This is a genomic window from Rahnella selenatireducens, assembly GCF_046449555.1.
GTDB lineage: Bacteria > Pseudomonadota > Gammaproteobacteria > Enterobacterales > Enterobacteriaceae > Rahnella > Rahnella selenatireducens.
On sequence record NZ_JBKEZJ010000011.1, the window covers coordinates 150,989 to 174,553 of the forward strand.

At 47.6% G+C, this 23,565-nt stretch carries 21 protein-coding genes and 1 pseudogene; 4 read left to right on the plus strand and 18 right to left on the minus strand.

The features are described from left to right. Positions 1–206: 206 nt before the first annotated feature. Complete coding sequence (locus ACLBVC_RS18125; RefSeq protein WP_410150765.1) at positions 207–677, plus strand: YhcH/YjgK/YiaL family protein; 471 nt, start codon at positions 207–209, stop codon at positions 675–677. 12 nt (positions 678–689) lie between these two features. On the opposite strand, the gene ACLBVC_RS18130 is transcribed toward ACLBVC_RS18125, so the two are convergent. Both ACLBVC_RS18130 and argF read right to left on the minus strand, forming a co-directional pair. Then, positions 690–2,462 carry an alpha-amylase family glycosyl hydrolase gene (locus ACLBVC_RS18130; RefSeq protein ID WP_410150766.1) on the minus strand — a complete coding sequence of 591 codons (1,773 nt, stop codon included), beginning with the start codon at positions 2,460–2,462 and terminating at the stop codon, positions 690–692. Between the two features lie 163 nt (positions 2,463–2,625). Beyond that, complete coding sequence (gene argF / locus ACLBVC_RS18135) at positions 2,626–3,633, minus strand: ornithine carbamoyltransferase (protein ID WP_410150767.1); 1,008 nt, start codon at positions 3,631–3,633, stop codon at positions 2,626–2,628. 168 nt (positions 3,634–3,801) lie between these two features. Here argF and rraB point away from each other — a divergent pair, with 168 nt between their 5' ends. Then, the gene (gene rraB / locus ACLBVC_RS18140; RefSeq protein WP_104924309.1) at positions 3,802–4,227 is read left to right on the plus strand and encodes a ribonuclease E inhibitor RraB; all 426 of its coding nucleotides are present in this window, start codon (positions 3,802–3,804) and stop codon (positions 4,225–4,227) included. 65 nt (positions 4,228–4,292) lie between these two features. Here rraB and ACLBVC_RS18145 read toward each other — a convergent pair whose 3' ends face one another. The 6 genes and pseudogenes from ACLBVC_RS18145 to ACLBVC_RS18170 form a co-directional block, all read right to left on the minus strand. Further along, positions 4,293–4,649 (minus strand): hypothetical protein, encoded by a 357-nt coding sequence (locus ACLBVC_RS18145; protein WP_410150768.1) that lies wholly within the window; start codon positions 4,647–4,649, stop codon positions 4,293–4,295. Positions 4,650–4,752: 103 nt separating this feature from the next. Then, a complete protein-coding gene (locus ACLBVC_RS18150; protein ID WP_410150769.1) occupies positions 4,753–5,385 on the minus strand; it encodes a hypothetical protein in 633 nt (210 codons plus the stop codon). After that, entirely contained in the window at positions 5,382–5,630 is a 249-nt protein-coding gene (locus ACLBVC_RS18155; RefSeq protein WP_410150770.1) for a hypothetical protein, read from the minus strand. Before ACLBVC_RS18155 ends, ACLBVC_RS18150 begins: the two co-directional genes overlap by 4 nt. After that, positions 5,594–6,328, minus strand: a complete 735-nt coding sequence (locus ACLBVC_RS18160) for a hypothetical protein (RefSeq protein WP_410150771.1) — start codon at positions 6,326–6,328, stop codon at positions 5,594–5,596. Before ACLBVC_RS18160 ends, ACLBVC_RS18155 begins: the two co-directional genes overlap by 37 nt. A gap of 210 nt (positions 6,329–6,538) precedes the next feature. Then, a pseudogene (locus ACLBVC_RS18165) lies at positions 6,539–7,017 on the minus strand (Hcp family type VI secretion system effector). Positions 7,018–7,034: 17 nt separating this feature from the next. Further along, the gene (locus tag ACLBVC_RS18170) at positions 7,035–7,463 is read right to left on the minus strand and encodes a VasL domain-containing protein (protein WP_410150772.1); all 429 of its coding nucleotides are present in this window, start codon (positions 7,461–7,463) and stop codon (positions 7,035–7,037) included. 361 nt (positions 7,464–7,824) lie between these two features. Here ACLBVC_RS18170 and ACLBVC_RS18175 point away from each other — a divergent pair, with 361 nt between their 5' ends. Both ACLBVC_RS18175 and ACLBVC_RS18180 read left to right on the plus strand, forming a co-directional pair. Beyond that, positions 7,825–8,739 (plus strand): hypothetical protein, encoded by a 915-nt coding sequence (locus ACLBVC_RS18175; protein WP_410150773.1) that lies wholly within the window; start codon positions 7,825–7,827, stop codon positions 8,737–8,739. A gap of 9 nt (positions 8,740–8,748) precedes the next feature. After that, positions 8,749–9,222, plus strand: coding sequence for a DUF1240 domain-containing protein (locus ACLBVC_RS18180; protein WP_410150774.1), 474 nt, complete (start codon positions 8,749–8,751; stop codon positions 9,220–9,222). 93 nt (positions 9,223–9,315) lie between these two features. Here the strand turns inward: ACLBVC_RS18180 and ACLBVC_RS18185 are convergent, their stop codons facing one another. Genes ACLBVC_RS18185 through tagH form a run of 10 tightly spaced genes read right to left on the minus strand, consistent with a single transcriptional unit; the run spans position 9,316 to position 23,560 of the window. After that, positions 9,316–9,795, minus strand: a complete 480-nt coding sequence (locus tag ACLBVC_RS18185; protein WP_410150775.1) for an Hcp family type VI secretion system effector — start codon at positions 9,793–9,795, stop codon at positions 9,316–9,318. A 17-nt stretch (positions 9,796–9,812) separates the two neighbouring features. Beyond that, positions 9,813–11,174, minus strand: a complete 1,362-nt coding sequence (locus ACLBVC_RS18190) for a VasL domain-containing protein (RefSeq protein WP_410150776.1) — start codon at positions 11,172–11,174, stop codon at positions 9,813–9,815. 43 nt (positions 11,175–11,217) lie between these two features. Next, the gene (gene tssM, locus ACLBVC_RS18195; RefSeq protein WP_410150777.1) at positions 11,218–14,760 is read right to left on the minus strand and encodes a type VI secretion system membrane subunit TssM; all 3,543 of its coding nucleotides are present in this window, start codon (positions 14,758–14,760) and stop codon (positions 11,218–11,220) included. A 20-nt stretch (positions 14,761–14,780) separates the two neighbouring features. Further along, positions 14,781–16,208 carry a type VI secretion system protein TssA gene (gene tssA, locus ACLBVC_RS18200; protein ID WP_458351917.1) on the minus strand — a complete coding sequence of 476 codons (1,428 nt, stop codon included), beginning with the start codon at positions 16,206–16,208 and terminating at the stop codon, positions 14,781–14,783. A 21-nt stretch (positions 16,209–16,229) separates the two neighbouring features. After that, positions 16,230–16,937, minus strand: coding sequence for a type VI secretion system-associated protein VasI (vasI, locus tag ACLBVC_RS18205; protein WP_410150779.1), 708 nt, complete (start codon positions 16,935–16,937; stop codon positions 16,230–16,232). After that, positions 16,925–19,570, minus strand: coding sequence for a type VI secretion system ATPase TssH (gene tssH / locus ACLBVC_RS18210; protein ID WP_410150780.1), 2,646 nt, complete (start codon positions 19,568–19,570; stop codon positions 16,925–16,927). Before tssH ends, vasI begins: the two co-directional genes overlap by 13 nt. Before the next feature lie 16 nt (positions 19,571–19,586). Next, positions 19,587–20,351 carry a type IVB secretion system protein IcmH/DotU gene (gene icmH / locus ACLBVC_RS18215; RefSeq protein ID WP_410150781.1) on the minus strand — a complete coding sequence of 255 codons (765 nt, stop codon included), beginning with the start codon at positions 20,349–20,351 and terminating at the stop codon, positions 19,587–19,589. Between the two features lie 4 nt (positions 20,352–20,355). Beyond that, positions 20,356–21,699 (minus strand): type VI secretion system baseplate subunit TssK, encoded by a 1,344-nt coding sequence (gene tssK, locus ACLBVC_RS18220; protein ID WP_410150782.1) that lies wholly within the window; start codon positions 21,697–21,699, stop codon positions 20,356–20,358. 2 nt (positions 21,700–21,701) lie between these two features. After that, a complete protein-coding gene (tssJ, locus tag ACLBVC_RS18225; protein WP_410150783.1) occupies positions 21,702–22,235 on the minus strand; it encodes a type VI secretion system lipoprotein TssJ in 534 nt (177 codons plus the stop codon). After that, on the minus strand, positions 22,232–23,560 hold the full coding sequence (tagH, locus tag ACLBVC_RS18230) for a type VI secretion system-associated FHA domain protein TagH (RefSeq protein WP_410150784.1): 1,329 nt from the start codon (positions 23,558–23,560) through the stop codon (positions 22,232–22,234). The genes tssJ and tagH overlap by 4 nt, the downstream gene beginning before the upstream one ends. Between the last annotated feature and the right edge of the window lie 5 nt (positions 23,561–23,565).

Consider the following 23,565-nt stretch of genomic DNA (forward strand, 5'->3'; position numbering starts at 1 on the left):
TTATCTGGACGCAGCCATTAGCTGTGTGCGATGCGTTCTATGCAATCAGTGTGCATAACCATTTTTCTGAGGTTCGCATAAAACCGGAGAGAGAATATTTTGACGGAGAAGGAAAATCTTGATCTGAAAGGTAGCCACCCGGACATAAAGAGGATTAGTATTTATGAAACAACGTTTCACTAATGAATCACTCTCTCGAGGTTATTATGATCACCGGAAACATCCATCAACTGCATTTAGTGCCTTACCTTCCCGCGGAACTGCGCGAAGCCATTGAGTATGTGAAGAAAAATATCTCGGGGGAAACACCGCTGGGTAAACACGATATTCGCGGAAACGACGCTTTTGTTCTGATCTCTAACGATTCAACGGCGCCTCAGGCAGAGCGCCGCGCGGAGTTCCATGCCCGTTATCTGGACATCCAGATTATCCTCAACGGAACGGAAGGAATGACGTTCAGCAATCTTCCGGCGGGCAACATTGATACCGACTGGCTGGAGGACAAAGATATCGCGTTTCTGGCTGCCGGCGAGCAGGAAAAAACCATGGTTATGCAGTCCGGTGATTTTGTGGTGTTTTATCCGGGCGAAGTGCATAAACCGCTGTGCGCCGTCGGCGAACCGGCCAACGTGCGCAAAGCGGTCGTCAAAATGGACGTCAATACGCTGTCTGTTTGACGCATTGCCTGTTTAACGCTTTTTTCGTTTAAACAATTTCATCCGCCAGCGACGCAGCCTGCCCAGACGTTCTGGCGCTTTGAGTTTGTGTTTGATCCACACTACCTGCCACGGCTGGAGCCGAATCTGGCCGTTAAATACTTCTCCGCCAATCAGATCTTTACCTTCCACCGCCAGTTTCAGCATTTGAGAATGATCGCTGATGTTAAACACGCAGGTGATCCGATCTTCGCTCTTAGGATCATAACGTTCCATGGCGAATAACGATTTGCCCAGATCAAACACGCGCTGGCCAGCCTGCGGCGAAAACGCCGGATGCGCGCGGCGGTGTTTAATCAGTTCCTCTAAGCCGTAAAACACGCGGGAGCGCAGGCTGTCTTTCTTCTCAAGTTCAGCCTCCAGCGTGCCCAGTTCCAGCTTTTTACGGTTGATTCGGCGGTTGATCCCGGACTGGTGCATACCGTCGAGATCGTTCTCGCTGCCGAGCAGGCTGTGGATGTAAATGGCTGGCACGCCGATAAACGACAGCAACAATGCCTGCGCCGCCAGGAACTTACGGGCTTTCAGGTCAACATCATCTTCCGGTTCGGTCAGCGCGCTCAGGTAATTAATATTCAGTTCATAGGGTGAATGTGTACCGTCCCCATTGTCTTTATACGAGACGCGGCCTTCTTTGCGCAGCGTTTCCTGCGCCATGTATTTACGCTCATCATCGCTGAGAAAGGTTTCCGTCGGCCGCAGACCAATACCGTCGTGACTCGCCAGAAAGTTGAAATAGGTGGTGTCCGGGTAACGCGCTTCTGCGTTCAGGCTTTGCGCCCATTGGGTCAGCGTCGTGGTGTCCTGACGTAAAAATGCATGAAGCGTCAGAGGCGGCAGCGGAAACTGATACACCATATGCGCTTCATCACCTTCACCGAAATAACTGATGTTTTCGTGATGCGGCACGTTGGTTTCTGTAATGAGCCGCGTGCCGGGGATCACTTCGTCGAGGATCGTTCGCCAGACTTTAATAATGTTGTGTGCCTGCGGCATATGAATGCAGCGCGTGCCCACTTCCTTCCAGATATACCCGATGGCGTCGAGGCGAATGGATTGCCCGCCGCTGGCCGCGTATTGCAACAGTACGTCGATGCTCTCCAGCAGAACCTGCGGGTTTTTGAAATTGATATCCACCTGATCTTCACTGAACGTGGTCCACAGATACAGCTCGGTGCCGTCGGCTTTGATAAATGGCGTCAGCAGCGGCGAGGCACGCGGACGTACTACGCGGCTGTAATCCAGCTCGGGATTCGAGGCAATAAAGTAATCTTTGTAATACGGATCGTCATGCAGATAGCCCTTCATCCATTCGCTGGAGCGTGAGATGTGGTTTATCACGCAGTCGAACATCAGGTTGAAATGACCCGAAAGGTGATGAATGTCGGACCAGCCGCCGAGATGTTCGTCGATCCGGCGGTAATCAATAACGCTAAAACCGTCGTCCGAGCTGTAAGGATACATCGGCAGAATGTGGATGTCGCTGACGATCTCGCGCAGATAGGTATTGGCGAAATGGTTTAAGGTCGCCAGCGGCGGTTGGTCTCCGTGACGAATGTTGTCGCCGTAGGTGATCAGATAAATATTGGTGCCATCGACCCAACTTGTCGTGCGGTGTTTGCCGTAATTCCATTTTTCAGCAAGATGCAGGATCTTTTTCAGCAGATCAGCAATGTGTTCTCTGGGGTAAATCCGGCTTAAAAGACTTTCCAGCCGCAGGACATACTCAAGATTAACTGAGCTCATAGCGGTTCCTTCTTGCAGCATTCTTTTGTATGAAAAATAACAGCGCTCTGAAAAGGTTAGTTGAAAATATGGGGCGCGGGCAGCGAAAGGGCGATATAGCAGAGGATTCCGGGGGAATAAAACGGCATCACTTTACGTTGTCGCAAAATGATGCCGGATAAAATCAGACGTTGCCGAGGGTGGCGACCATCACGGCTTTGATGGTGTGCAGGCGGTTTTCAGCCTGATCGAAGACCACGCTGTGGCTTGATTCGAACACTTCGTCGGTGACTTCCATGCCGCCGTGCAGGCCATATTCTTCCGCCATTTGCTTGCCGAGAGTGGTCTGGTCATCATGAAATGCGGGCAGACAGTGCAGGAATTTAACTTTCGGATTGCCGGTCAGCGCCAGCATCGCGCTGTTAACCTGATACGCGCGCAGCAGATTAATACGTTCTTTCCAGGCTTCTTTCGGCTCGCCCATCGATACCCAAACGTCGGTATACAGGAAATCGGCATCCTTCACGCCAGCTGCGATATCTTCTGTCAACGTTATGCTGCCGCCATTTTCTTTTGCCAGATGTTCACAGGTGGCGACCAGTTCGGCTTCCGGCCAGCAGGCGGAAGGTGCAACCAGGCGCAAATCAAGCCCGCACAGAGCCGCCGCTTCCAGTAGCGAGTTCCCCATGTTATTACGGGTATCGCCCAGATAGGCCAGACGCATGCCTTTCAGCGATTTTCCCGGCAGATGCTCCTGCATTGTGAGTAAATCCGCCAGCAACTGCGTTGGATGGAATTCGTTGGTCAGACCGTTCCAGACCGGGACACCGGCATATTGCGCCAGTATTTCCACTTTATCCTGACCGTAACCACGATACTGAATACCGTCATACATCCGGCCAAGCACACGGGCGGTATCTTTCATGGATTCTTTATGGCCAATCTGGCTGCCGCTTGGGCCGAGATAGGTGACTTTCGCCCCCTGATCGTATGCGGCAACTTCGAAAGAGCATCGGGTGCGTGTTGAGTCTTTTTCGAAGATGAGCGCGATATTTTTGCCTTGCAGGCTGGTCTTCTCGGTGCCGTTTTTCTTAGCGGCTTTTAATTCTGCGGAGAGTTTCAGCAGGGACGAAATCTCTGACGGGGTAAAATCCAGTAACCTGAGAAAATGACGTTTACTCAACAAACTCATGATGTCGCTCCATAGCGCGTTAGCATTTCGGATTGAATTTAAATTCAATTTAACTGTATGAATATGCAATTACAACCCCGAAGCAAAAACTTTGTCGTTTATAGTGGAGGCGCGCCCTGTGGTGTGTGAAAATAGCGGTCAAACGTCACATTGATTGAGGACTGAGATATGGCAAACCGTGAATTGCTGGACGAACAACGTGAAGAGACTCGCTTAATCATCGAAGAGCTGCTGGACGATGGCAGCGATCCTGACGCGCTTTACACCATTGAACATCATTTATCTTCAGAGAAGTTCGAAGTTCTGGAGAAAGCGGCCGTTGAAGCTTTTAAGCTGGGTTACGAAGTCACTGACCCTGAAGAGTTAGAAGTCGAAGACGGTTCTGTACTGATGTGTTGCGACGTCATCAGCGAAATCGCGCTGAAAGCGGAACTGATCGACGCTCAGGTTGAACAGCTGATGAATCTGGCCGAAGCCAACGGCGTCAACTACGACGGCTGGGGCACTTACTTCGAAGGCGATGACGACGAAGAAGGTGAGGAAGGCGAAGACGAAGATTTCGTCGATGAAGATGATGACGGGAAACGTCATTAATCGAATCGTAAAATTCGAGTAAAAGATAAAAGGCTGCCGGAGACGGTGGCCTTTTTTATTGGTAATTATTTCTCAATGGTTGGTGATAGGGGGGTAAGATTACCATCCCCAGACATATCATCTTTGTCACTCGCCATTTCATGAGTTTTTTGATCAACATAAACACTAAATATATGATGCTGAGCTTGTGGATCTCCCCCACATTTTCCGCCATGTTTTTTTAATATATTTACCAAATCTACTCCTTGTTCAATATTTTTCGTCAGGGAGTAATCTACACAATGAATATCAGAGACCAAATTCTCGTGCTCAACATTTTTTTTGACCAGTGAAATGGAAGGATCCTGCATTTCATCTGCCTGTGAATAAAATGAGGTAATAACAGTAGTGGTAAGAATCATAATCGAGATTTTAAAATCCATTTTATTTTCCATTAATGAACTTATATTTTTATATTGAAATGATATAATGTTAACATCTATAAAAATCAAAGTGATTTTTATAGATTATTTCATAAGGAAACATTTATCCAACCCTGAGCTTTCTTTTTTTTCTAGGGCTTTGATAATTATTAATAACCAGTTTTAAGTAAGCTTTCCTTGCTCGTTCATTGATAGTCCATACTAATGCTTTTTTAATTAATTTTGAATTTAAAATTAATCGTGCTGGATAGAGAGGTGTTGTTATTAAAATGAAGAAAACAATATCGGAGGTCGTGGTTGTTTCAGAATATAAAAAATCGTATAGATAAAATAATGAAAAAAAACCAGCTATAATTACAAGAAAGTTAAAAGTGTAGTAAATCATTTTTAGCCCAACGGCTATCCCTCTTGCCAGTAGGAAAACTGAGATTATATATATGAATCCATAAATCATGGCAAATGCCATGTATAGGCCATAGTAAAGTCCTGGTGATTCTTTTGTATTTATTCCTTGTAGAGATGTAAAGAGAATAAACAGCCATGAAATCATCATCAAAAACAAAGCGACGGAAAGTGTCATAAAGTTTTTTTGAAAATACAAAACTGATATATATTTGGTTAGATTAGTTTCCACTCTGTATTCAATTGATGTCATATCATTTTTTTTAATATACGAATCAATTTCATTGCCATACTGTAATAGATTATAAAAAGATGACCCTATAATATGCTTCATTCAAAAACCTCTATAGATTGCAACATGCCCACAACATATTCACCTGAGTCCAAAATGCTTCTAGGGGTGTTTAAAATACCGCCAATCGCACTACCAGAAAAAGCAACCATACTGTTTAAACTATTTAATAACTGAACTTGCAGCGTCTTCTGAAGCCCTTCTGTAGGAAAACGTTTAGGGTATTTACCGATAGCAATAAAAGATTTAATTACTTTGTTAGATATTCCTGGATTTTGTGTTCGCATGATGTGTTCAGTAATTCTGGCACGATCCGCCTCGGAAGAGATCTCAACCATTGACTTACCTTTAGCGAAGACGTGGCTCTCATCGTTCGGTAGGTAATTAGTACATCTTTCAGCGCACCTCCCGCGGAAGCTAGGGATATGACATCCAATATGCAGGATGTTGTCAGATACCATTGCTGAGAGTCGAGCCAGGTGGTTATTTCGCTTTCATTTTTAGTAATATCTACCACTCTTACGATGCCGTTGATGCATTGTGCTGTTGTCGCGATCGCGCCTGCAAAGGCGAGGGCAACCATTGGCGAACTTGCACCTGCGGTAAAAGGAATGGCCCCTGTACCTATTACAGCTGCTCCGATAGTTAATAACAATCCCCCACAGGATAAAGCTGCGGATGTAATTTCTTTACTTAACGATGGAGAGGATACAGTCTTTTTAAGACTTGCTGCGGCCACTTCTTTATTGATATGTGGAACTTTAGTCACTATTACATATTTTACCGATGCTGCATTGGTAGGTTGTCGTACTATAAACTCTCTTTTTTCTTCAGAGTATAAAATACCGACGCCATAGTAATCGCGCTGACAGTCCAGCGCCTGGCCCAGTGCTTCAAAGTCAAAGTCAACATCAGAAATAGTATGTAAAAGGCTTGCATACTTAAAATCACCACGAGTTTTTATGAGGTATTTTGGTGTTTGCATCTTGTTAGTTCCATCTTAGCAGAACGGTAAAGAAAGTATGTAGTTAATCACTGATGGTCAAGCATTTATTGATTATGTTTTTTGATTGTAATTTTCAAGTAAAAATATAAGTCATGAATAATTAATGGCTAATTATTCATGACTGGTATGTATGTAGTTCTCAAATATTTCCCATGTGATATTCTAAATGTTAATGATCATATGAAATTATTAAAAAACTATGTCTTCCCAGAAACTATAAGCGCTAGTCCCCCCAGGACTATGTTCCCATGTTATTGATTTATAGATTATTCCAATGATTTCAACAGGCTGTCCACCACTTTCTCTCAACAATTCGGACTGTGTAAGCGTATATTTTTGATAGACGCTTCAGTTAACTTAATCTTGTAATATAATTCACTAACACCGAATCTATTTGTGCGATAAAAATCAAAGATACAGGTTAATAATTCATTCTCGGAAATAGCCTTTCCCAGAAGTGGTGATGATTTATCTATAGGTTTTTGGATGATTACAGGCTGATGACTAGTGTTCTGTTCTCTACCAATCATATGCGATAACTCATAAACCATTATCTGATCCAGATGCGCGATCTGGGCTTTATTTCCTATTGAATCCAGTGATGAACATCCTGCTGAAATCAATCCCTGGGTTTGGCCATTGAGGGTTAAGTAAATAAGGTTTGCCATGATGTTATTCCTTTAGTTTAGTCATGAGTGTTAGGGGGATTGTTTAGTGAGTTATTATCCGGGAAACCGACATTCCTGATGAACAGATAGCGGCTGGATAACGCGTCAATTCTTTCATTTATTTGTTTCTCTAACGTTTGCGTATTTTGATTCTGCTTTTTAGCCTCTTCGAGCTGAGTTAATAATGCTTCAACCGGCGTTTCCTGATTGAGCAACGTTTCAGCCTGATAGGCGACGGTTTTGAGATAAGAGAGCGTGATGCCCTCTTTGCTTTTTTCCCTTTGCAGCAGCAGGGCTGCGAATTCATGTAAATCCTGCTGAACCTGGCGATAACCCCGCAGTTGCGGGCTGTTGCCGGCGCGCAGTTTGAGGGTGTTATGCCAGCGTGCCGTAGATAACGATTTGTTGCTACGGCACCACCATAGACTCCCGCAGGCTAACGACATTTGCAGAATGTGTTTTTTCTGGACCAGCGAAATAAACTTTAACCCACGGTATCTGATTTGCGGATCCATGCCGGGAAATGTAGAAAAAATTGGTTCTGATATGAAAACTGATCTAAGCGAGGAATTTTGGTTTGCCTGTTGTTATGCCATTAACATTTAATGTGACCTATTATCTTTTTATAGTTATTTTTCTAACATAGCATTTTGATCTATTCATTAATTTGATTAATGCGTTATTAGCTATTAAATATCTAACTGAAATTTATTTTTACATTCTCATAATTCTAATGCAGATCAAAAATTGGAAATAGTTTGAGAGTATTATAGATGTCTCGTCGTTGGAAAATAGGGATGTCATTAAATGAAAAACGAACTTGGCGTAGGTACGTTACCTGATGAACTGAGACAGTCTTCAACTGGAGTTGGGTATCTTGGTGATTATCTGCGTGGAAATGTGCCGATTAACCAACTCATTCCAAAACATGAGTACATAATTGATACTTTGAAGTTAGGCGAGGAATTTGAAAAAAATACGAAACATGTGATGCTGCTAACACTTGATGAAGCAGATGCGATTCTAAATGAGTTCCTTATCGAGATTGACCCGGTTGCGACTTATGCGGGTAATTTAAAAGATGTGTTTGATGGCATGAAAAGCGTAAGCAAGTTAACATCATATGTCAATGAACTGGATAAGTTAGTTTTTAATTTTAAAGGAATCGGGATTAAGGCTGTCCCTTTCATAATCGATGGCGTTGAATATCTTAAAATCACTGGTTATTCAGGTGTTAGGAGTATTTTGAACGGTACCAGATATAGCTTTAATCATCCGCAAGTGTTGGAGCTTACTATAGGTAAGTTAGGGCGCAACGCATGGATTATGGGAGGTGTGAGATATTGTATTTGGTTTTCATTAGGATATCGCGGTGTTGAAGTGGCTTTCAAAAATGAATACAACGCCATTGATTTTATTGGTGACATTACGATGGATGTAGCTAAAGTCATTGTATCTATTTTTTTGGAAAAAATAATATTTTATTTGGGACCGAGATTAATCGCTGCTGCTGGTCTTGCTTTGATTGCCCCTGTCTCTGTTGGAATTGGTGTAACTATAGTTGTTGGCTTGGTTATAAGTTTTGGATTAAGTTACTTAGATGAAAATTATCATATTTCAGATAATCTTAAGTTGATTTTAATGGAAGGGTTTAAAGAAAGAAATAAGATTGAGGAGTGGAATTTAAAAAATGGAAGTTCGTTTATAAACTCATATAGATAGGTTTTATAAATGTCGGAAAAAACAAAGAATTACTTATATTTGATTGTCACTGTAATAGCGCTTCCATTTTTGTTGTTTTTTATTTTTGAAATATGTGGAAAGCGAGTGTTAGAGTTGTTTTTTGGGGCTGATGTTATATTCTTCGACTGGAGATCATTTCCTCTGTTGTCTATAATTCCAATTTTAACATATATGGAGCTGTTATTTATCAGTTGTTTTTTTACTCATGATAGACATGCTTACCCAGTAATAGTAAGAGGGCTTAGGAGTATTACAATTGCTACGGCAGTTATTTTTGTTCCATCATTTTTTATTGGGCCAGTAATTAACGTGGCTCTTGCATTTTCTTCATATCATCCATGCGCCTCCAGTAGTATATTTTCAGGTGTTTACTACGTAAAGGATAAAACTAAATGTTATGGTTTGACTGGGGTTATCCCTTGGAAGAAAGGTTATGGATATAAGGACGATGTAAAACAATAGCCATGTTTAATTCCTGGATGTTAGATAATCAATTAAAAACCCTTGAAGTGGCTGGGAAATTCCAGCCACTTAATACCATTCTTATTTTTTCGATTACATCACTCTATCCTTCCACAAACTGTAGGCGCTTGTTCCGGCTGAGGTGTGTTCCCATGTAATGGTTTCATATGAGAGCGAGATCCTTTCCTGCGGTTGGCTGTTGTTATTGATTATTGTATGAGGAAATATCAGGTGGATATCGCTAATTCTTGCACCTGTAAGCTTCATTTTATAATACTGTTCATTAATTCCGAATTTATTCGTCCGATAGATATTGAAGTCACAAACGAGTATCTCATTCTCGGAAATAGCCTTACCCAACAAAGGTGATGACTTATCTACTGGTTTTGTGATTACAAGCGGCTGATGATTAACGTTTTGTTGTCTGCCAATCATATGCGATAACTCATAAACCATTATCTGATCCAGATGCGCGATCTGTGCTTTATTTCCTATTGAATCCAGCGATGAACATCCTGCTGAAATCAATCCCTGGGTTTGGCCGTTGAGGGTTAAGTAAATAAGATTTGCCATGGTGTTATTCCTTTAGTTTAGTCATGAGTGTTAGGGGGATTTTTTAGTGAGTTATTATCCGGGAAACCGACATTCCTGATTAACAGATAGCGGCTGGAGAAAGCGTCAATTCTTTCATTTATTTGTTTCTCTAACGCCTGCGTATTTTGATTCTGCTTTTTAGCCTCTTCGAGCTGGGTTAATAAAGCTTCAACCGGTGTTTCCCTATTCAATAACGTTTCGGCCTGATAGGCGACGGTTTTGAGATAAGAGAGAGTGATGCCTTCTTTGCTTTTTTCCCGTTGCAGCAGCAGGGCTGCGAATTCATGTAAATCCTGCTGAACCTGGCGATAACCCCGCAGTTGCGGGCTGTTGCCGGCGCGCAGTTTGAGGGTGTTATGCCAGCGTGCGGTCGCCTGCTGTTGCAACTCGTTTTCTGGCCAGACGGAGGCGGCAGTTTTCGTCAGGTGCTCACCGGTTTCCAGCGCTTGCAGCGGTGACGTATCCAGTAAACGGTTCAGGCGCTGTGGATACTCTTTCAGTTCGGGTGAAGTCAGCCAGAGCGCTGCGCCGCCCTGCGGGGTGTCGTTAACCCATGCAATTTGCTGCTGCATGGGTGTGACCTGCTGCCACCAAAATCCTCCGAAGACTATTGCTGCGCAGGCGAGACCCGCCAGAAAACCGCAGGCGACCGGCATTCGCGGCGTGCGCTTTTTATTTTCTGAATCGGTGAAATACACTTTGACCTTTGGCGCCTGATCCGCCGGCTCCAGGCCAGGCAGCGGGGAATAGACGGGGTCAGAATGCGAGGTCGGTTCTGGCATATAAACCAATGTCGGCGAGGCATATTGCAGAGCCTGTGCACTGTGGGCCAGCTGTTCTGCTTCGGCGCGTTTACGGATGTTTTGCATAAAATAAAGCAGGTTTTCCACCCGGGGAATGCGCCTGAGTTCTACCTGCTGAAGTTTGTCGCAGATGAGCTGCAAGGTGCGTTCGGTGCGATACAGTAACGGGGTATCGCCGAGTGCCAGAGACGGATCTTTTCGCAGGATATTGCCGATGCGGGTGTTGAACCATTCGAGCATGTCAGTGCGTGCCTGATGGTTCTGCGGCCAGAAGTTCGCCCATTCGGCGGTGATCAGCCCGGCGAGCAGTTCGCAGCCTTCGCAAAATCCGGCCAGACCATTAATTTTGGTGCGCGCCAGCGTGTAATACGTGGCGGTGTGTAGATCGACCCCGTTACTTTTAAACAACGTCAGCGCCAGCGATTCAACCAGCCGCCAGTTCACTTCCGGCTGAGAAGGGTGATTAGTTTTGTTGATCTCTTCTCGGATAGCGTTGAACTCCGGCAAAAAACGCGGATCGTCGCCCAGTTTGATGATGTGTGTTTCGTCGCTCATGGTTTTTCCTTAATACCCCGGCACGGCTGCCGGGGTTATTCCTTTAATACAACGTGTCAGGCAGATAGAATTCGCTGAAAAGACCGCCGGTAAACGGGTTGTCCTGTGTATCGAAGTGCACGCGGTAAATCATGTAACCGCCGTCGACGCTGAAACGAATGTCAAATGAACCGTCGTCCACGTTGGTCAGGCTCCCGGTATCAATCAGGCGGAACTGTGCCCACGGTCCTTTGAAGCTGATGCTGCGTGGTGAACCACTGTCGTTACCGACCAGCGTGAGCTTGCTTTCGGTACCGTCACGCATGGTGTTGGGCCAGACCAGGTGCGCGGTGTAGTTGCGGCCATGGCTGTAATCGAGCAGTTGCCCGTCCATGTTCAGTACGCTGCGGCGCTTATTAGAGGAAAGTTCGGTGGTTTCGATCGCGTATTGCGTACCGAGCGCGCTTTGCTGCGTAAAGAAGGTTTCGCGAATTTTTTGCGCGGTTGCCAGCTGCTGCTGCACGTCCGGGCGGATCAGCACGTCGCCGTCTTCACCCCAGGTGAGTTTGTTTTCGATAAACAGCTTCAGGTTCTGCTGGTAGAAACTGTCGAGGATGCCGTCGGGTTTGAAGAAGCGATTGAAAGCGTCGAGTGATGCGTCCTGCGTGGCGTCCGGATTAAACGGATACCGGTCAGCCAGCTGCTCATTGAACGTTTTGACGACTTTGTCGTTCCATTCGACTTCCATGTAATGTACGGCTTCGATCATCACGACGTGCCAGGCCTGATCCGCCAGCTTCCCGACCCAGCGGTTGAGCGGTGCGGGCAGGGTTTTCGCCATCTGGCGGGTGGCGAAAATAGGATCGCTGTTATTTTGATCAAGCCGCATCTGCACGGCTTTAAGCGCAGATTTACCGGGCACCGGTGAGTTCTGGATTGCCAGCAGATAACGGTGAAGTTCGGTCAGTTGTTGATAGACCGTTTGCAGCGTACTTTCCTTGTCTTTTGTCTGAGTGAGTACGCCGTTTTCCGGGGCAAATTCACGACCCAAACGCGTCAGTAGCTGGAAATCGAGCGAGGACATCATTTCGTCACGCGCTTTGTCCGGAAGATTGGCGGGCGGCGGAGGAAGCTGCGTATTGTCCCGCAGCGTTTGCAGCGCACGATAGAACGGCTGATCACCGCTGATGATTTGCTCCAGCGCATCAGTGACAGCCTGCATATCCTCGTACTCACGGATATCCAGATTGTTCATTCCCGCCTGCCAGGTTGCGGTGTAATCACTGACGTATTGTTCGGTGATGTGTCGCTGGATCTCTTCACGATCCGTTTCGCTGAACGTCACATCCTTGGTGATATTGAGCACCCAGCTGTCCAGTGCGGTGAGTTCCACCAGGCTGTCGCGCTGTTTCACAAAATAGCTTTGCAGTCCGTAGCGGGTGAGGAATTGTGGGATCGCCAGATCTTCTTCTTTATTGGCCACGAAGACTTTATCGAAGCTCGGCCCGATCTGATCCCGCAGGTTGAGATCTGCCGGGAGCACCCCCTGCGCTTTGGATCTCAGGCTTTGATAGACGCGCTGGTAAATAGAGAGTTTGCTGAGTTCCCGCTGCGCGGCGGCGATCGGCTTATCGTAAGGAACAAAACGGGTTATGGCGTCGTTATCTCCGTTGGTCCGTTGTGCATGCCAGTCAGTGTGGTCAAGTGCGTAATCGAGATGGGACATTAACTGTGTCTGAAGTCCGCGCTGGCCGTGGAAATGTTCGCTCCAGCGCTGCGACATGTACTGTTCGACGACTTTATTATCACGGCCACTTTTGTCTTCCAGCATTCTGATCACCCGCAAGACGGCGAGTTTTTTTTCACTTCCGGGCGGTGCGGCGTTCAGGTCTTTTATCAGTCCATTCAGCAGCGCCGGTAGGAAGCGTTGCTCAAGGAGCTGGAGATAGGTTCTCTCGACGTAAGGTCCGATTTTCACGCCCTGATAAAGCGCCATATTGGTGAGCGCGTTATGTTCGCGATAATCACCGTAAGCCAGCGTGGCATCACGCATCGGGTTAAGCAGCGGAAGCTGGAGATTACCGAGTTCATCAATGCCCTGTGGCGGCGGGATTTCCATAAACGATTTTGCCTGCGCCAGTACCGTAACGCCTGCGTGATAGTTGGAATTGTAGTAATGATGCCAGCCGGTGATACAAGCCACGATGGCAGCACCCCCGATGGCCGTAAACAGAGCCCGTCTGCGGCGATTCTTGTTGAGCCAGACACTGTTTTCGCTGGCCAGATTGGGTTCAGACAGTAATACCTGCGGAAATAAATTGCGGGTGAAGTAAGGCTGAGTTTCTACAATTGGCCAGGAGGAAAGTGCAGTCTGACCCAGGCGATATTGGGCACCCGCAGACTGAATAAATATATCGTCAACCTGCCCGCGCTGAAGTGAGGATGTGAGATAAACCCCCCGCAACATGACGGACATATTATCGCCCGCCAGCAGGCTGCCAATCAGAGATTCAAGATATTCATTGATTCCCTGCATCTGGCGATTGAAGCTGAACAACATACTGCGCTGACTGCTTTCCACGTGGCTGAGTAATAAATCCGGAAGCGCCTGGTTAAAAAGTTGCATCCATTCTTGCCAGAAAACCTGTAACTCTTCGCGCCAGTGATCGTTTTCATGGGAGCCGTCGGTGAAGGTGACCCCAAGAATGGAATCGCGCTGTTGCTTGTCCAGTGGTTGAAACAGCGGAGCGAAACCATACAGTAAATCCAGTTTTGTCAGGACTAAATAAACCGGTAATTCGCAATGCAAATTCTGGCGGATATCCTGCAGTCGCTGACGCAAGATCGTTATCTGATGTTCGCGCTGGTGTTTGCTGGCCGTCAGTAATGCGGGCAAATCCAGAGAAAGGATAATACCGTTAAGAGGCTGGCGAGGGCGGTTCTGGCTTAACCAGAACAACCAGTGTGACCAGAGCCTGTTGTAGACATTGGCTTCATCCAGACCGCTGGCAGGTTGTTCTATCAGCTTGCCATTAATATCAAAAGTAATGGCATGCTCACCAACGCGCGGGGAAATCTGCCATGTTGCATTATTTTCTCCACGCACTTTTTCAGGAATATAAAGGGTGTCTGACGGATATCCTTCATGGAGTAACGTCGTTTTACCGCTACCTGAAACGCCGATAACCATGTACCACGGAAGCTGATAGAGGTAATTGCGTTTTGCCAGATGGCGCTGCAAACGCAATAACCAGCGATCTAAATGACGTTGCTGCTGATGAATTTCCAGGCTCAGCGGATCTTTTTCATGCTGGCGTTGTTGCCGCTGTAGGGCTTCGAGATGCTGGAGGCGTTTCACAATCCGCCATGTCAGCCAGGCAAGCGCAATCAGCACCCAAACGGATGTTGCCAGCCAGCGATTGGCCTGTGGTGCAAGAGGGTGTTGTTCCCCGAGAGTCCATGATGGGCCTTTCCACCAGATCCAAACTAATGAGAGCACCCAGCCGATGATCAGTAAGATCATCGCAGAGATCTTCAATCGTGGCATTGCTGGCCTGAGTGTGGGTTTTAATGCCCGGAGAAAACCCGGTTTTGATATTTTGAACACGTTAAAACTCCCTTTTTACTTCACTGTTCCGTCGTGATTTTTACTTTTAATTGTTCGAGCAACGCAGGTTCCCAATCGGGCAATGTAATCTGTCGCGCAGCATGATGAAGAGTGATGTATTGCTGTTGAGCGGATGCCTGCAGACCGGCTTTTTCAAGAAGCTGGACGCCGAGAAATTGCTGGTAAAAAAGCTGGCGTGGCCCGGAGGATTGTTGCTGAAGCTGTTCGAGCCGCTGTAAGGCGGGTGTCAGCCCCTGCTCAGAAAAACACTGCCAGATATTATTGGTTTCATCATCATGCGTTGCAGATACGCCCGAAATGGCTTTCGAGGTGTGATCTTCCTCAAGCCAGCTATGGGTCTGTTCGCACAAGAAAGGGGTGTGATCGGTGAACTGCAAATTTCTCAACGCAGGGATCCGGCCGATAAAAGTATTCAGTTCGTCACGGATCGCCGCAGCCGTTTCCACATAGCCCAACTGACAGGCGATACGGGATGAGAGGCAATGCCCGTCAAACCAGTAAGGCGCCAGTAACAGGCTTTTTTCGACCTGTTCCCAGAACTCGGGAGTGGCAGCAGGAAGCCGGGCCTGATAATCCGCCATCATATCGGCGGGGAATGCCGCCAGTGAGGTTCGACCACCGCTTTCTGCCTGAGGTGCGGTGGTGATGTTTTGCCAAAGTGCGTGACGGCGCAGACGGTAACCTGTCGTACTTTGCGGATGACGTTCGCAAAGCACATCGGCGACTTTCAGCAGCGTCTGCCGCCAGGATTTATCATCATGCGTTTCGATGCTAACCGTCGCTACAGGATGTTGATTTTGTGTCTGTTCGATGCCTCCGGTGCCACTCATTTCCGGTGCAGGGCGTTCCTGCCGGACAGTGGCTTCAGCGGCGTGTTCTTGAATCCGGCGCTGATAAAGAGTGACGAGTTCATCTGCCGATTGTGAAAGTAACAGGCTATCTTGTTGCTTCCAGAGTTGTGCAAGATGTGCAAATTCGCTCAGCATGGCATCACGCTGTGTCCGATCGGCGTCGCTGGCAAAGCTGATGGCTGCCGTCTCAAACCGTTTAAGAACTTGTTGTGCGAAACGGTTTTTATGAGCAGCTTTCTGTGGCCAGGCATGCAACCAAAATTGCTCGGTATATCTTGCCAGGAGTTGGAGAGCTAAAAGCAGTTCTGTCGCTTTTCCGCCATGTTGCAATGTGCGCAAAAGATGAACCATCAGCCGGAAATCTTTGCTTTCAGTCATCAGTAATTTCAATGCTTTCTGCTGAATTTCTGCAATATCGAGCTGACCATGCGTCAGTGAACCCAGCTTGACCATTTCACTGTCTATGTATTCCCAGTCTGGATGGGTTTCGCTCATCGCAGAGCGAATCTTTTCTTCCGGTAATGAAGCCAGAACCTGTCCGAACCATGCACCTGATGCCTGTGTGTCCATGAAAATTCCCTTTAGAAATCGGTATAACTAGTTCGCCCAGTGGCAGGCTACCCTCATTGGTTCGAGCGTCTTTTCCAGATCGCTGATCGTGAAAGTCAGTGATGAAATCGCGGCATTTTTGCTGGCTGTCGCGTCATGGTCAGAGGTGTTAAATGTTACCGTCAGCGTTTTGGCACCAAACAGCTGTTTAATCTCATCAATTCCCGGCAACCCGCGACTGGACTCCAGAAGCGAATCGTTTTCACGCAAAAACCAGCGGGCATCAAGGTGAGTTTTTTCCGTGGTCATCTTTATGTCTGGCTGGATAATGAGCGGTTTAGGTAATGCGATCTGCATGCGGGTGATATTGTCGATACAGCTGAACATCAGCACGGGGCGTGGCGGCAGACTCCCCAGCGCAGGTGTGGTGATCACCACCGAAGGGCGATCACCGTCGGTCATCCTCGTCAGAAATTGAGTCGAGTGATCGTCACGCTGTGCTTCCTGAGAAAATGCACGATGCCAGGCTTCTCCTTGTACTTTGGCCTTGACCACTGCCCCGGAGAAATCTGGATAAAGCGGTGTTAATAACCGGTCATAACAATCCAGGCGCTCAAGGGATGCGGGTTCAGCCCGGCAGGAAGACATCGCTTTTAGCGTTGATTCTGCTGGGCTGAGTTCTGGCTTTAACGTGTCAGAAAATGCCTGCCCTGAACCGAAAGGCAGCAACAGGAAGGCCAGCGTTACTCCACGCATAACTCGCCTGCATTCTCAGTAAGGTTTTCCTGAATATTCGCAGTGAAGCGGTGTTCAGTGACGCCAATATCAACGCGACTGATGGCTGAACCGGCGGCGAGTTTCTGAAGCAGCAACAGAGACAGAGGCGGCAATACTTCGCCGTCGATTACGGATTCCAGCATGCGGGCACCGTTTTCAGCGCGGGTAACCCGCTGCATGATTTCGTCGCTGACTTCGGTATCGATGATAACTTCTGCGCCAAATCGCTGATTGAGCAGCGTTTCCAGCCTTCCCAGTTTTGCCGCAATAATCGTGATTAATGTTTCGCGGGATAACGGCAGGAACGGGATGGTTTCCATACGTGCCAGCAGGGCGGGTTTGAAGAAATCAGCCAGCATCGGATACAGCTCATCTTGCAGTTGCTCCGGATTACCAGCATGTTCAACAATCACCTGATAACCCAGGTTTGAGGTAAGGAAGAACACCACGTTTTTACAATCAATCACACGGCCTTCACCGTCGGCCATCTCGCCTTTATCAAATGCCTGATAGAAAAGATTCAATACATCGGGATGCGCTTTTTCTACTTCATCAAGAAGGACGACCGAGTAAGGTTTTTGGCGGATAGCTTCCGTCAGAACACCCCCTTCACCGTAGCCGACATAGCCCGGAGGCGAGCCAATCAGGCGCGAAACGGTGTGCTTTTCCTGGAATTCGGACATGTTGATGGTGGTGAGGTACTGGCGACCGCCGAACAGTAATTCAGCCAGTTGCAGCACGGTTTCAGTTTTGCCGACCCCGCTGGGGCCTGCCAGTAAAAACGCGCCTAACGGGCGGCCGGGGCGGCGCAAATCAGCCCTGGCGGTTAGCAGATGTTTATGTAAATGCGCAATCGCCAGTGACTGACCTTTGATTTTTTCACCCAGCCAAACTGGCAGATCGGTGATCAGAGCCATTTCGCTTTGCGATAAACGGTTAAGCGGTACGCCTGTCCATTCTGCAATAACTGAGGCGATCTGCCCTTTATCGACATGCGGTGAGACCAGCGTTCGGGTTTGGTGCAGACCCTCCAGTTCTGCCATCAATACCGTCAGCTTTTCATGTTTTTTCAGCGCTTCTTCGTTATCCGATTCAGCATCCGTCAGGCTCAATAATTCATGGCGCAGTGAGATTATCTGATGCACCAAATCGCGCTGATGCTGCCAGCCGATATTCAGTTCATTCAGCTGAATCTGGGTTTCTTCGTAAAGCTGATGCAACTCATTCAGGCGCGTGTTGTTTTGATGTAAACCTATACGTTGTTCGCGTTCAAGCTGACGAATTTCAGCTTCATATTGATGTGTGGACGTCGTGAGGGCAGAAATCTGCCTCGGCGGGGAAGAAAGATGAATCGCGACCCGCGCACATGCAGTGTCTAGTACATCAATGGCTTTATCTGGAAGCTGACGGCCTGACAGATAGCGTTCGCTGAGTGTTGCCGCTGCCTGTAAGGCTTCGTCATCAATCAGCACACCATGTGATTCCTCATAGACGGATGCCAGCCCGCGCAGAATAATCGTGGCCTCAGCGGCGGTCGGTTCGGTGACTTTTACGGGCTGGAAACGTCGTGAAAGTGCGGCGTCTTTTTCGAAGTATTTTTTGTATTCGCTCCAGGTCGTCGCGGCGATAGTTTTCAGTTCTCCACGGGCGAGGGCTGGTTTTAGCAGGTTGGAAATGTCCAGCCCCCCTTGCTGATTGCCTGCGCCGATTAGTGTATGGGCTTCGTCGATGAATAAGATCACGGGCGTCGCGGATTGACTGATTTCGGTCATGATGCCTTTGAAGCGTTTTTCGAATTCTCCTTTTACAGATGCGCCAGCCTGGAGCGCTCCTAAATCAAGCGTTACCAGTTCCGAATTTTTCAGCTTTTCAGGAACTTGCCCGGCAATAATACGCAGGGCTAATCCTTCAATGAGTGCACTTTTTCCGACGCCTGCCTCACCGACCACAATCGGATTGTTTTTTCGCCGGCGGCATAAAATATCGATCATCAGATTAATTTCATTATCCCGGCACAGAACGGGATCGAGTTTTCCATTGCGCGCGTCATCGGTGACATTACTGGAATAGCGGGCCAGCAGGCTCTCTTCGCCCGAGACCAGACTCCGGCTTTGCATCTCGTCATTTAAAATGACTGATTCCGCAGAGTTTTTCGTCCAGCTGGCAAATTCTAATTTCAATAAATCGCGATTGATGCGCGTCAGTAATTGCGCAGCACCCGCGGGAACATAACGGAGCGGGGTATGAAGCAAAGCGAGGAGGAGAACCCCTCCACGTAATTGCGAAAGCTGCATTTCTGCAGAAGCCAGAAGCCAGGCATCTTTCAGCCATTCGACCAGCAGTGGCGAAAAACTGGGATAACTGTCGGTTGCGTGACTCCGATCTTCCCCGGCCAGTCTGAGCGCATCATGTAACTCATCGATATCGATGTCGGTTTGTTCGATGATGGCGCGTACATCGCTGCGTGGCGTCATCAGCATTTGTGACAGTACTTGTGCAACGGTAATTTCCATTGCCTGCTGCGTCACACATTCAGCAGCGGCCATTTCTAATGACTGTTTTGATATAATATTCAGCCGGTTGACTAATACGGGTAAGTCTATCTGGATCATAGAAAACTCCTTTTTCCTATCTCAGTAGGTTGTTCAGTTGAAGCAAAATATCCTGAGTCTGTGTGTTCAAACGAAGCAAATAGAACAGGTAGGTCACAGCCAAAATTGCGATGCCACCCGCCAGAAGGTGTTTAATACTCAGCCGCTGAATCAGGCGGTAAGCGCTGTTTGCCCCTTTCTTGTTTTGATGAAGCAGGGGAAAAGCGCTTTCTCCCCTCAGCTGATGCAGGATGTGATGAAGGCGATGAAAAATTTGCTCGAATTCATCGTTATTTTGAGCGCTGACTTTGTAACGCCCGCGAAAGCCGAGTGAAAAGCACAGATATAAAAACTCCAGAAGATCCTGATAACGTTTGGGTTCCCCCATCAGCCTTTCCAGCAGAATAAAAACTTTTTCCCCGCCCCAGGTTTCATTGTGGAAATGCACCAGCAGCGACTGTTTTATCCAGTCATTCTGTGCCGACCAGCCCTGGCCCAGCGCTGTTTCATCAATAAAAGTACACAGCACGTAACGGAAAGAGATAATCGTGCCCGGCTCGTAGCTGTAATTTTGCAAAAGTTGCTCGATGGCACGAATGTCAGTGACAACCTGACCAAAGAGATGCTCAGGCAACCCACGGCTACTCATCGTTTTCAGGCGAAGCACCATCCCGAGCAACGGGGTGGCGGCGTCAATCATAGTGTTCAGGCTGTTGCCACGTAATGTCAGGCGATACTGGCGCTGGCCTTCTTCACTGGCATCATCCGGGGGAATGGCTGTAACAGATGGCATCTCGCTCATTGCGTTATCCTCTTATTGCCCAAAGCTGAAGATCCAGTTCAGGGAAAGATCCCGATACGTGCAGCGCGATACCGCTTTGTTTCATTATTTCTGTCCATGCAGGACTGTTTTTATCCAGAGAGAAATAGACGTAATTGGCGTGGTAAGGGATCTGCCGGGGAGCCGTTGACAGCATGACTAACGGTACGCCAGGAACCTGTACGCTGACCACATTGCGTATTTTTTCGACTGAGCTGATCTTCGATTGCTGAATAAACTGGCGTTGCAATATCTCATGCGGCAACTGAGATTTGACCGCCAGGACAAAGTTAGCCGATTGAAGTAACGTGGCGTCATTCACAAGAGCCACATAGATGCCATCCATGTAGCTAAATGGCAGGTTCATCGCTCTTGGTGCAAGAACGGTTCCCAGCGCTTTTCGCAGGCGCGGCATTATCTGGTCGAACGTCGCGGTCAGGTTATCGTGGCGGTAGGATTCAAGCTTATCGGGCAAACGGGTATCTTCAGTAAATGTCACCAACTCGCCATACAGTGAGATCAGATCCAAATAAAACGCTTCCGGGTGCAGTGTCGACAATGCTGCCCTGTGAGTAAATTTCGTCTGATTTCTGTTGAACATTTGCAGCATCATAAATTCAGCGACATCCGCGATCCCCTGCTGCGAAGGGGAGCCAATCCGGCTGGCCAGCTCTGAGGCTCTGCTCGCCAGCGCTGAGGTAATTTCATCCCGATATCTGCGTAATGTTGTGCTGGCCCGAACGGTCTGGCTGCCCGGAATAAAATCGGGGTCCAGCTCCAGACGCCCATCAGCATGACGATTTTTGATGCGACATACAGGGACTGTGACCCAGGCGCTCAGATCTTCTGCGGCGGTCATCAAGCGTGGAATTAACTGACCCAGTGCCAGCTGGCTGGCATCACCTTCATTAGTGTGGAGGTCGCGAACATCGCTGTAATTGATCCGGTAACGTCCGGAGCTTTGCCCGGCACTGTGCATGCCTTCCACTTCATTGATGACGTCACTGATGATGGGGAAAACCAGGAAAATATCCCGGCTGACGGCAGAGCCCATCCCACTGATGAGCAGCGGAACTGGCAGAATGTCCTGGTCAGGAATGCTAAATACCGTGCCGTCTGGCATGGAACCGGTGGCTTTGTTAAGACTGATCTTGCCGTGTTTGAGTTGTGTTTCGTCAATATCGAGTTCGGTAAATCCCCAGTTTAAATTACTGATTGCCGACAAACGATTGTGAATCACATAGTCGTTATAACGCTGAAATTGCTGAAAATGCTGAGGCTTCACAAACAGCCCTTCCTGCCAGATCACTTTATTTTTCATGGTCGCCACGATCATTCATCCTCATTTTTTAATTCGATACTGTTGTCACGGACATGGACCAGCAGGTGGTAGTGGTGGCCAATGCCTGTAACGCGCTCAATGGATTTCCATTCGGTTACCTGATCGTCTGAAAAATAGGCCACCACGCCGATGTAACGTGTGGTCGGCTCTAATTTCGTTAGCGGTAATGTTTTCATGGTGTCTGGCAGTAAATTGAAATCCTGGTGATCGATGTAGTTTTTACCCAGAACATCATCCAGTTTGTTGGTGGTGATCTGATCGAAATCGGCTTGCCGAAGTTTTGAATCTTCACTCATATAAATGAGCTGGATGCTCACCGGAGAAGGCTCGCCACTGTCATTAGGGTTGATGTCGGGTTCAGTGAGCAACATGACGGTCATGTCAGAAGGTTGAGCCGCGTTTTCACCCACCTTAATGTCAGGATCACCGATAACCTGGCCTATTTTCTTAATGGTTTGGCAACCTGTGATAGCGCCAGACATCAGGCATATCAGTGAAATTGACAAGAGAAAACGCCCTCTCATGATGTGCTTGTCTCCCGGTTCGCCTGACGCAATACGCGGTCATAAACCTGGGCGTAGACTTCGTTAAAGAGTTTTTCAAAACCAAGCTGGCGGCTTGACGCCAACTCCGCGTAGTAGTTGCAGTACATACGCCACGCCCACGCATCATCCATATCCTGCCGGTGTTCGTGACTGCGGCGGTATTGCGCAAAACGATGCATCAATTGCTCTGGCGAAAAGGCATCAAGCATCATTCTCAGGGCTTCAACGATGGCTATCTGATTCGCCTGGTTATGTAATTTCATATTGCGGAGGCTTTCTGAAACTGCCGCCGGAGCCGACAGATGCACCGGGCTTTTTTGATCGGCAAACAACACACTTAGCGCTGACTCGTAATTAAGATTCAGACGTAATGGATTGTCTTCTAAAGGACGCAGATGCTTATCGGAGAGGCTGTTCTGCTGGAATTGTAAATCGAGTAACCCCTTCACTGCGGCTTGTAATGTCCGGCCAATTTCTTCCAAAAAGTCATCTGCATCCTGGGAGTTAGTCAGCGGAACCGCATGGCCCAATCCGCGCATCAGCGGGGTGATGGCGACATGCCGGTAAGTCAGATCATTTTTCTGACGATTAACGTCATCTTCCGAAAGGGGGTACGGGTTATTTCGCGTATCGGGTAAATCCATAAAAGGATTATCTATTCCGCCTTTTGGGGCGATATCAGAACCTGGCGCGGTCGGATGGATCCGCTGGGAATACTGCATATGTAAAGGATCATCGAACGCAGAAAATTCGGCATGGAGAGTGGTCAGACTTTCCTTTTGTAATGCCGCAAGCGGATCCTGAGGAAAGCGGTTAACTAACGTCGGAGCCGTTTCACGATAAGGTATTGTGTTTTGGTAAGCAGGCTGTCCGTCAGTCGTTAACAGCGTTTCTGTCAGATGATCGCGATTCATAACAATGGTTTCGGGTGTGGCATTTTGCATGTCATAGTTCACCTCATCACCAAGATGAAACTGCGCTTTCATACGAAGAGAGCCAATGTGGATTTCGTCCCCTTGTCTGAGACGAATTAGCCCTGAGTTATGAGCGACGCCAGACTGATTGATCAGCAAATTTTTAGCGAAGCTTTGTAGGCAAAAAGCGGCATCATGCCAGCTGATGACACAGCATTTTTCCCCGATGGTTTTCTGCCGATCCTGAATTGACCAGTGGCAGCTTTCTGTATGACCAATATCGCCGCCGTCCGCATTGAAAAGGCATTTTGCCGCCCGACCACTTTCCAGTTCATTACCATTCAAAATCTGTAATGAGAGTGATGGCTGCTGTTGTGTATCCTTTGCCATACTGC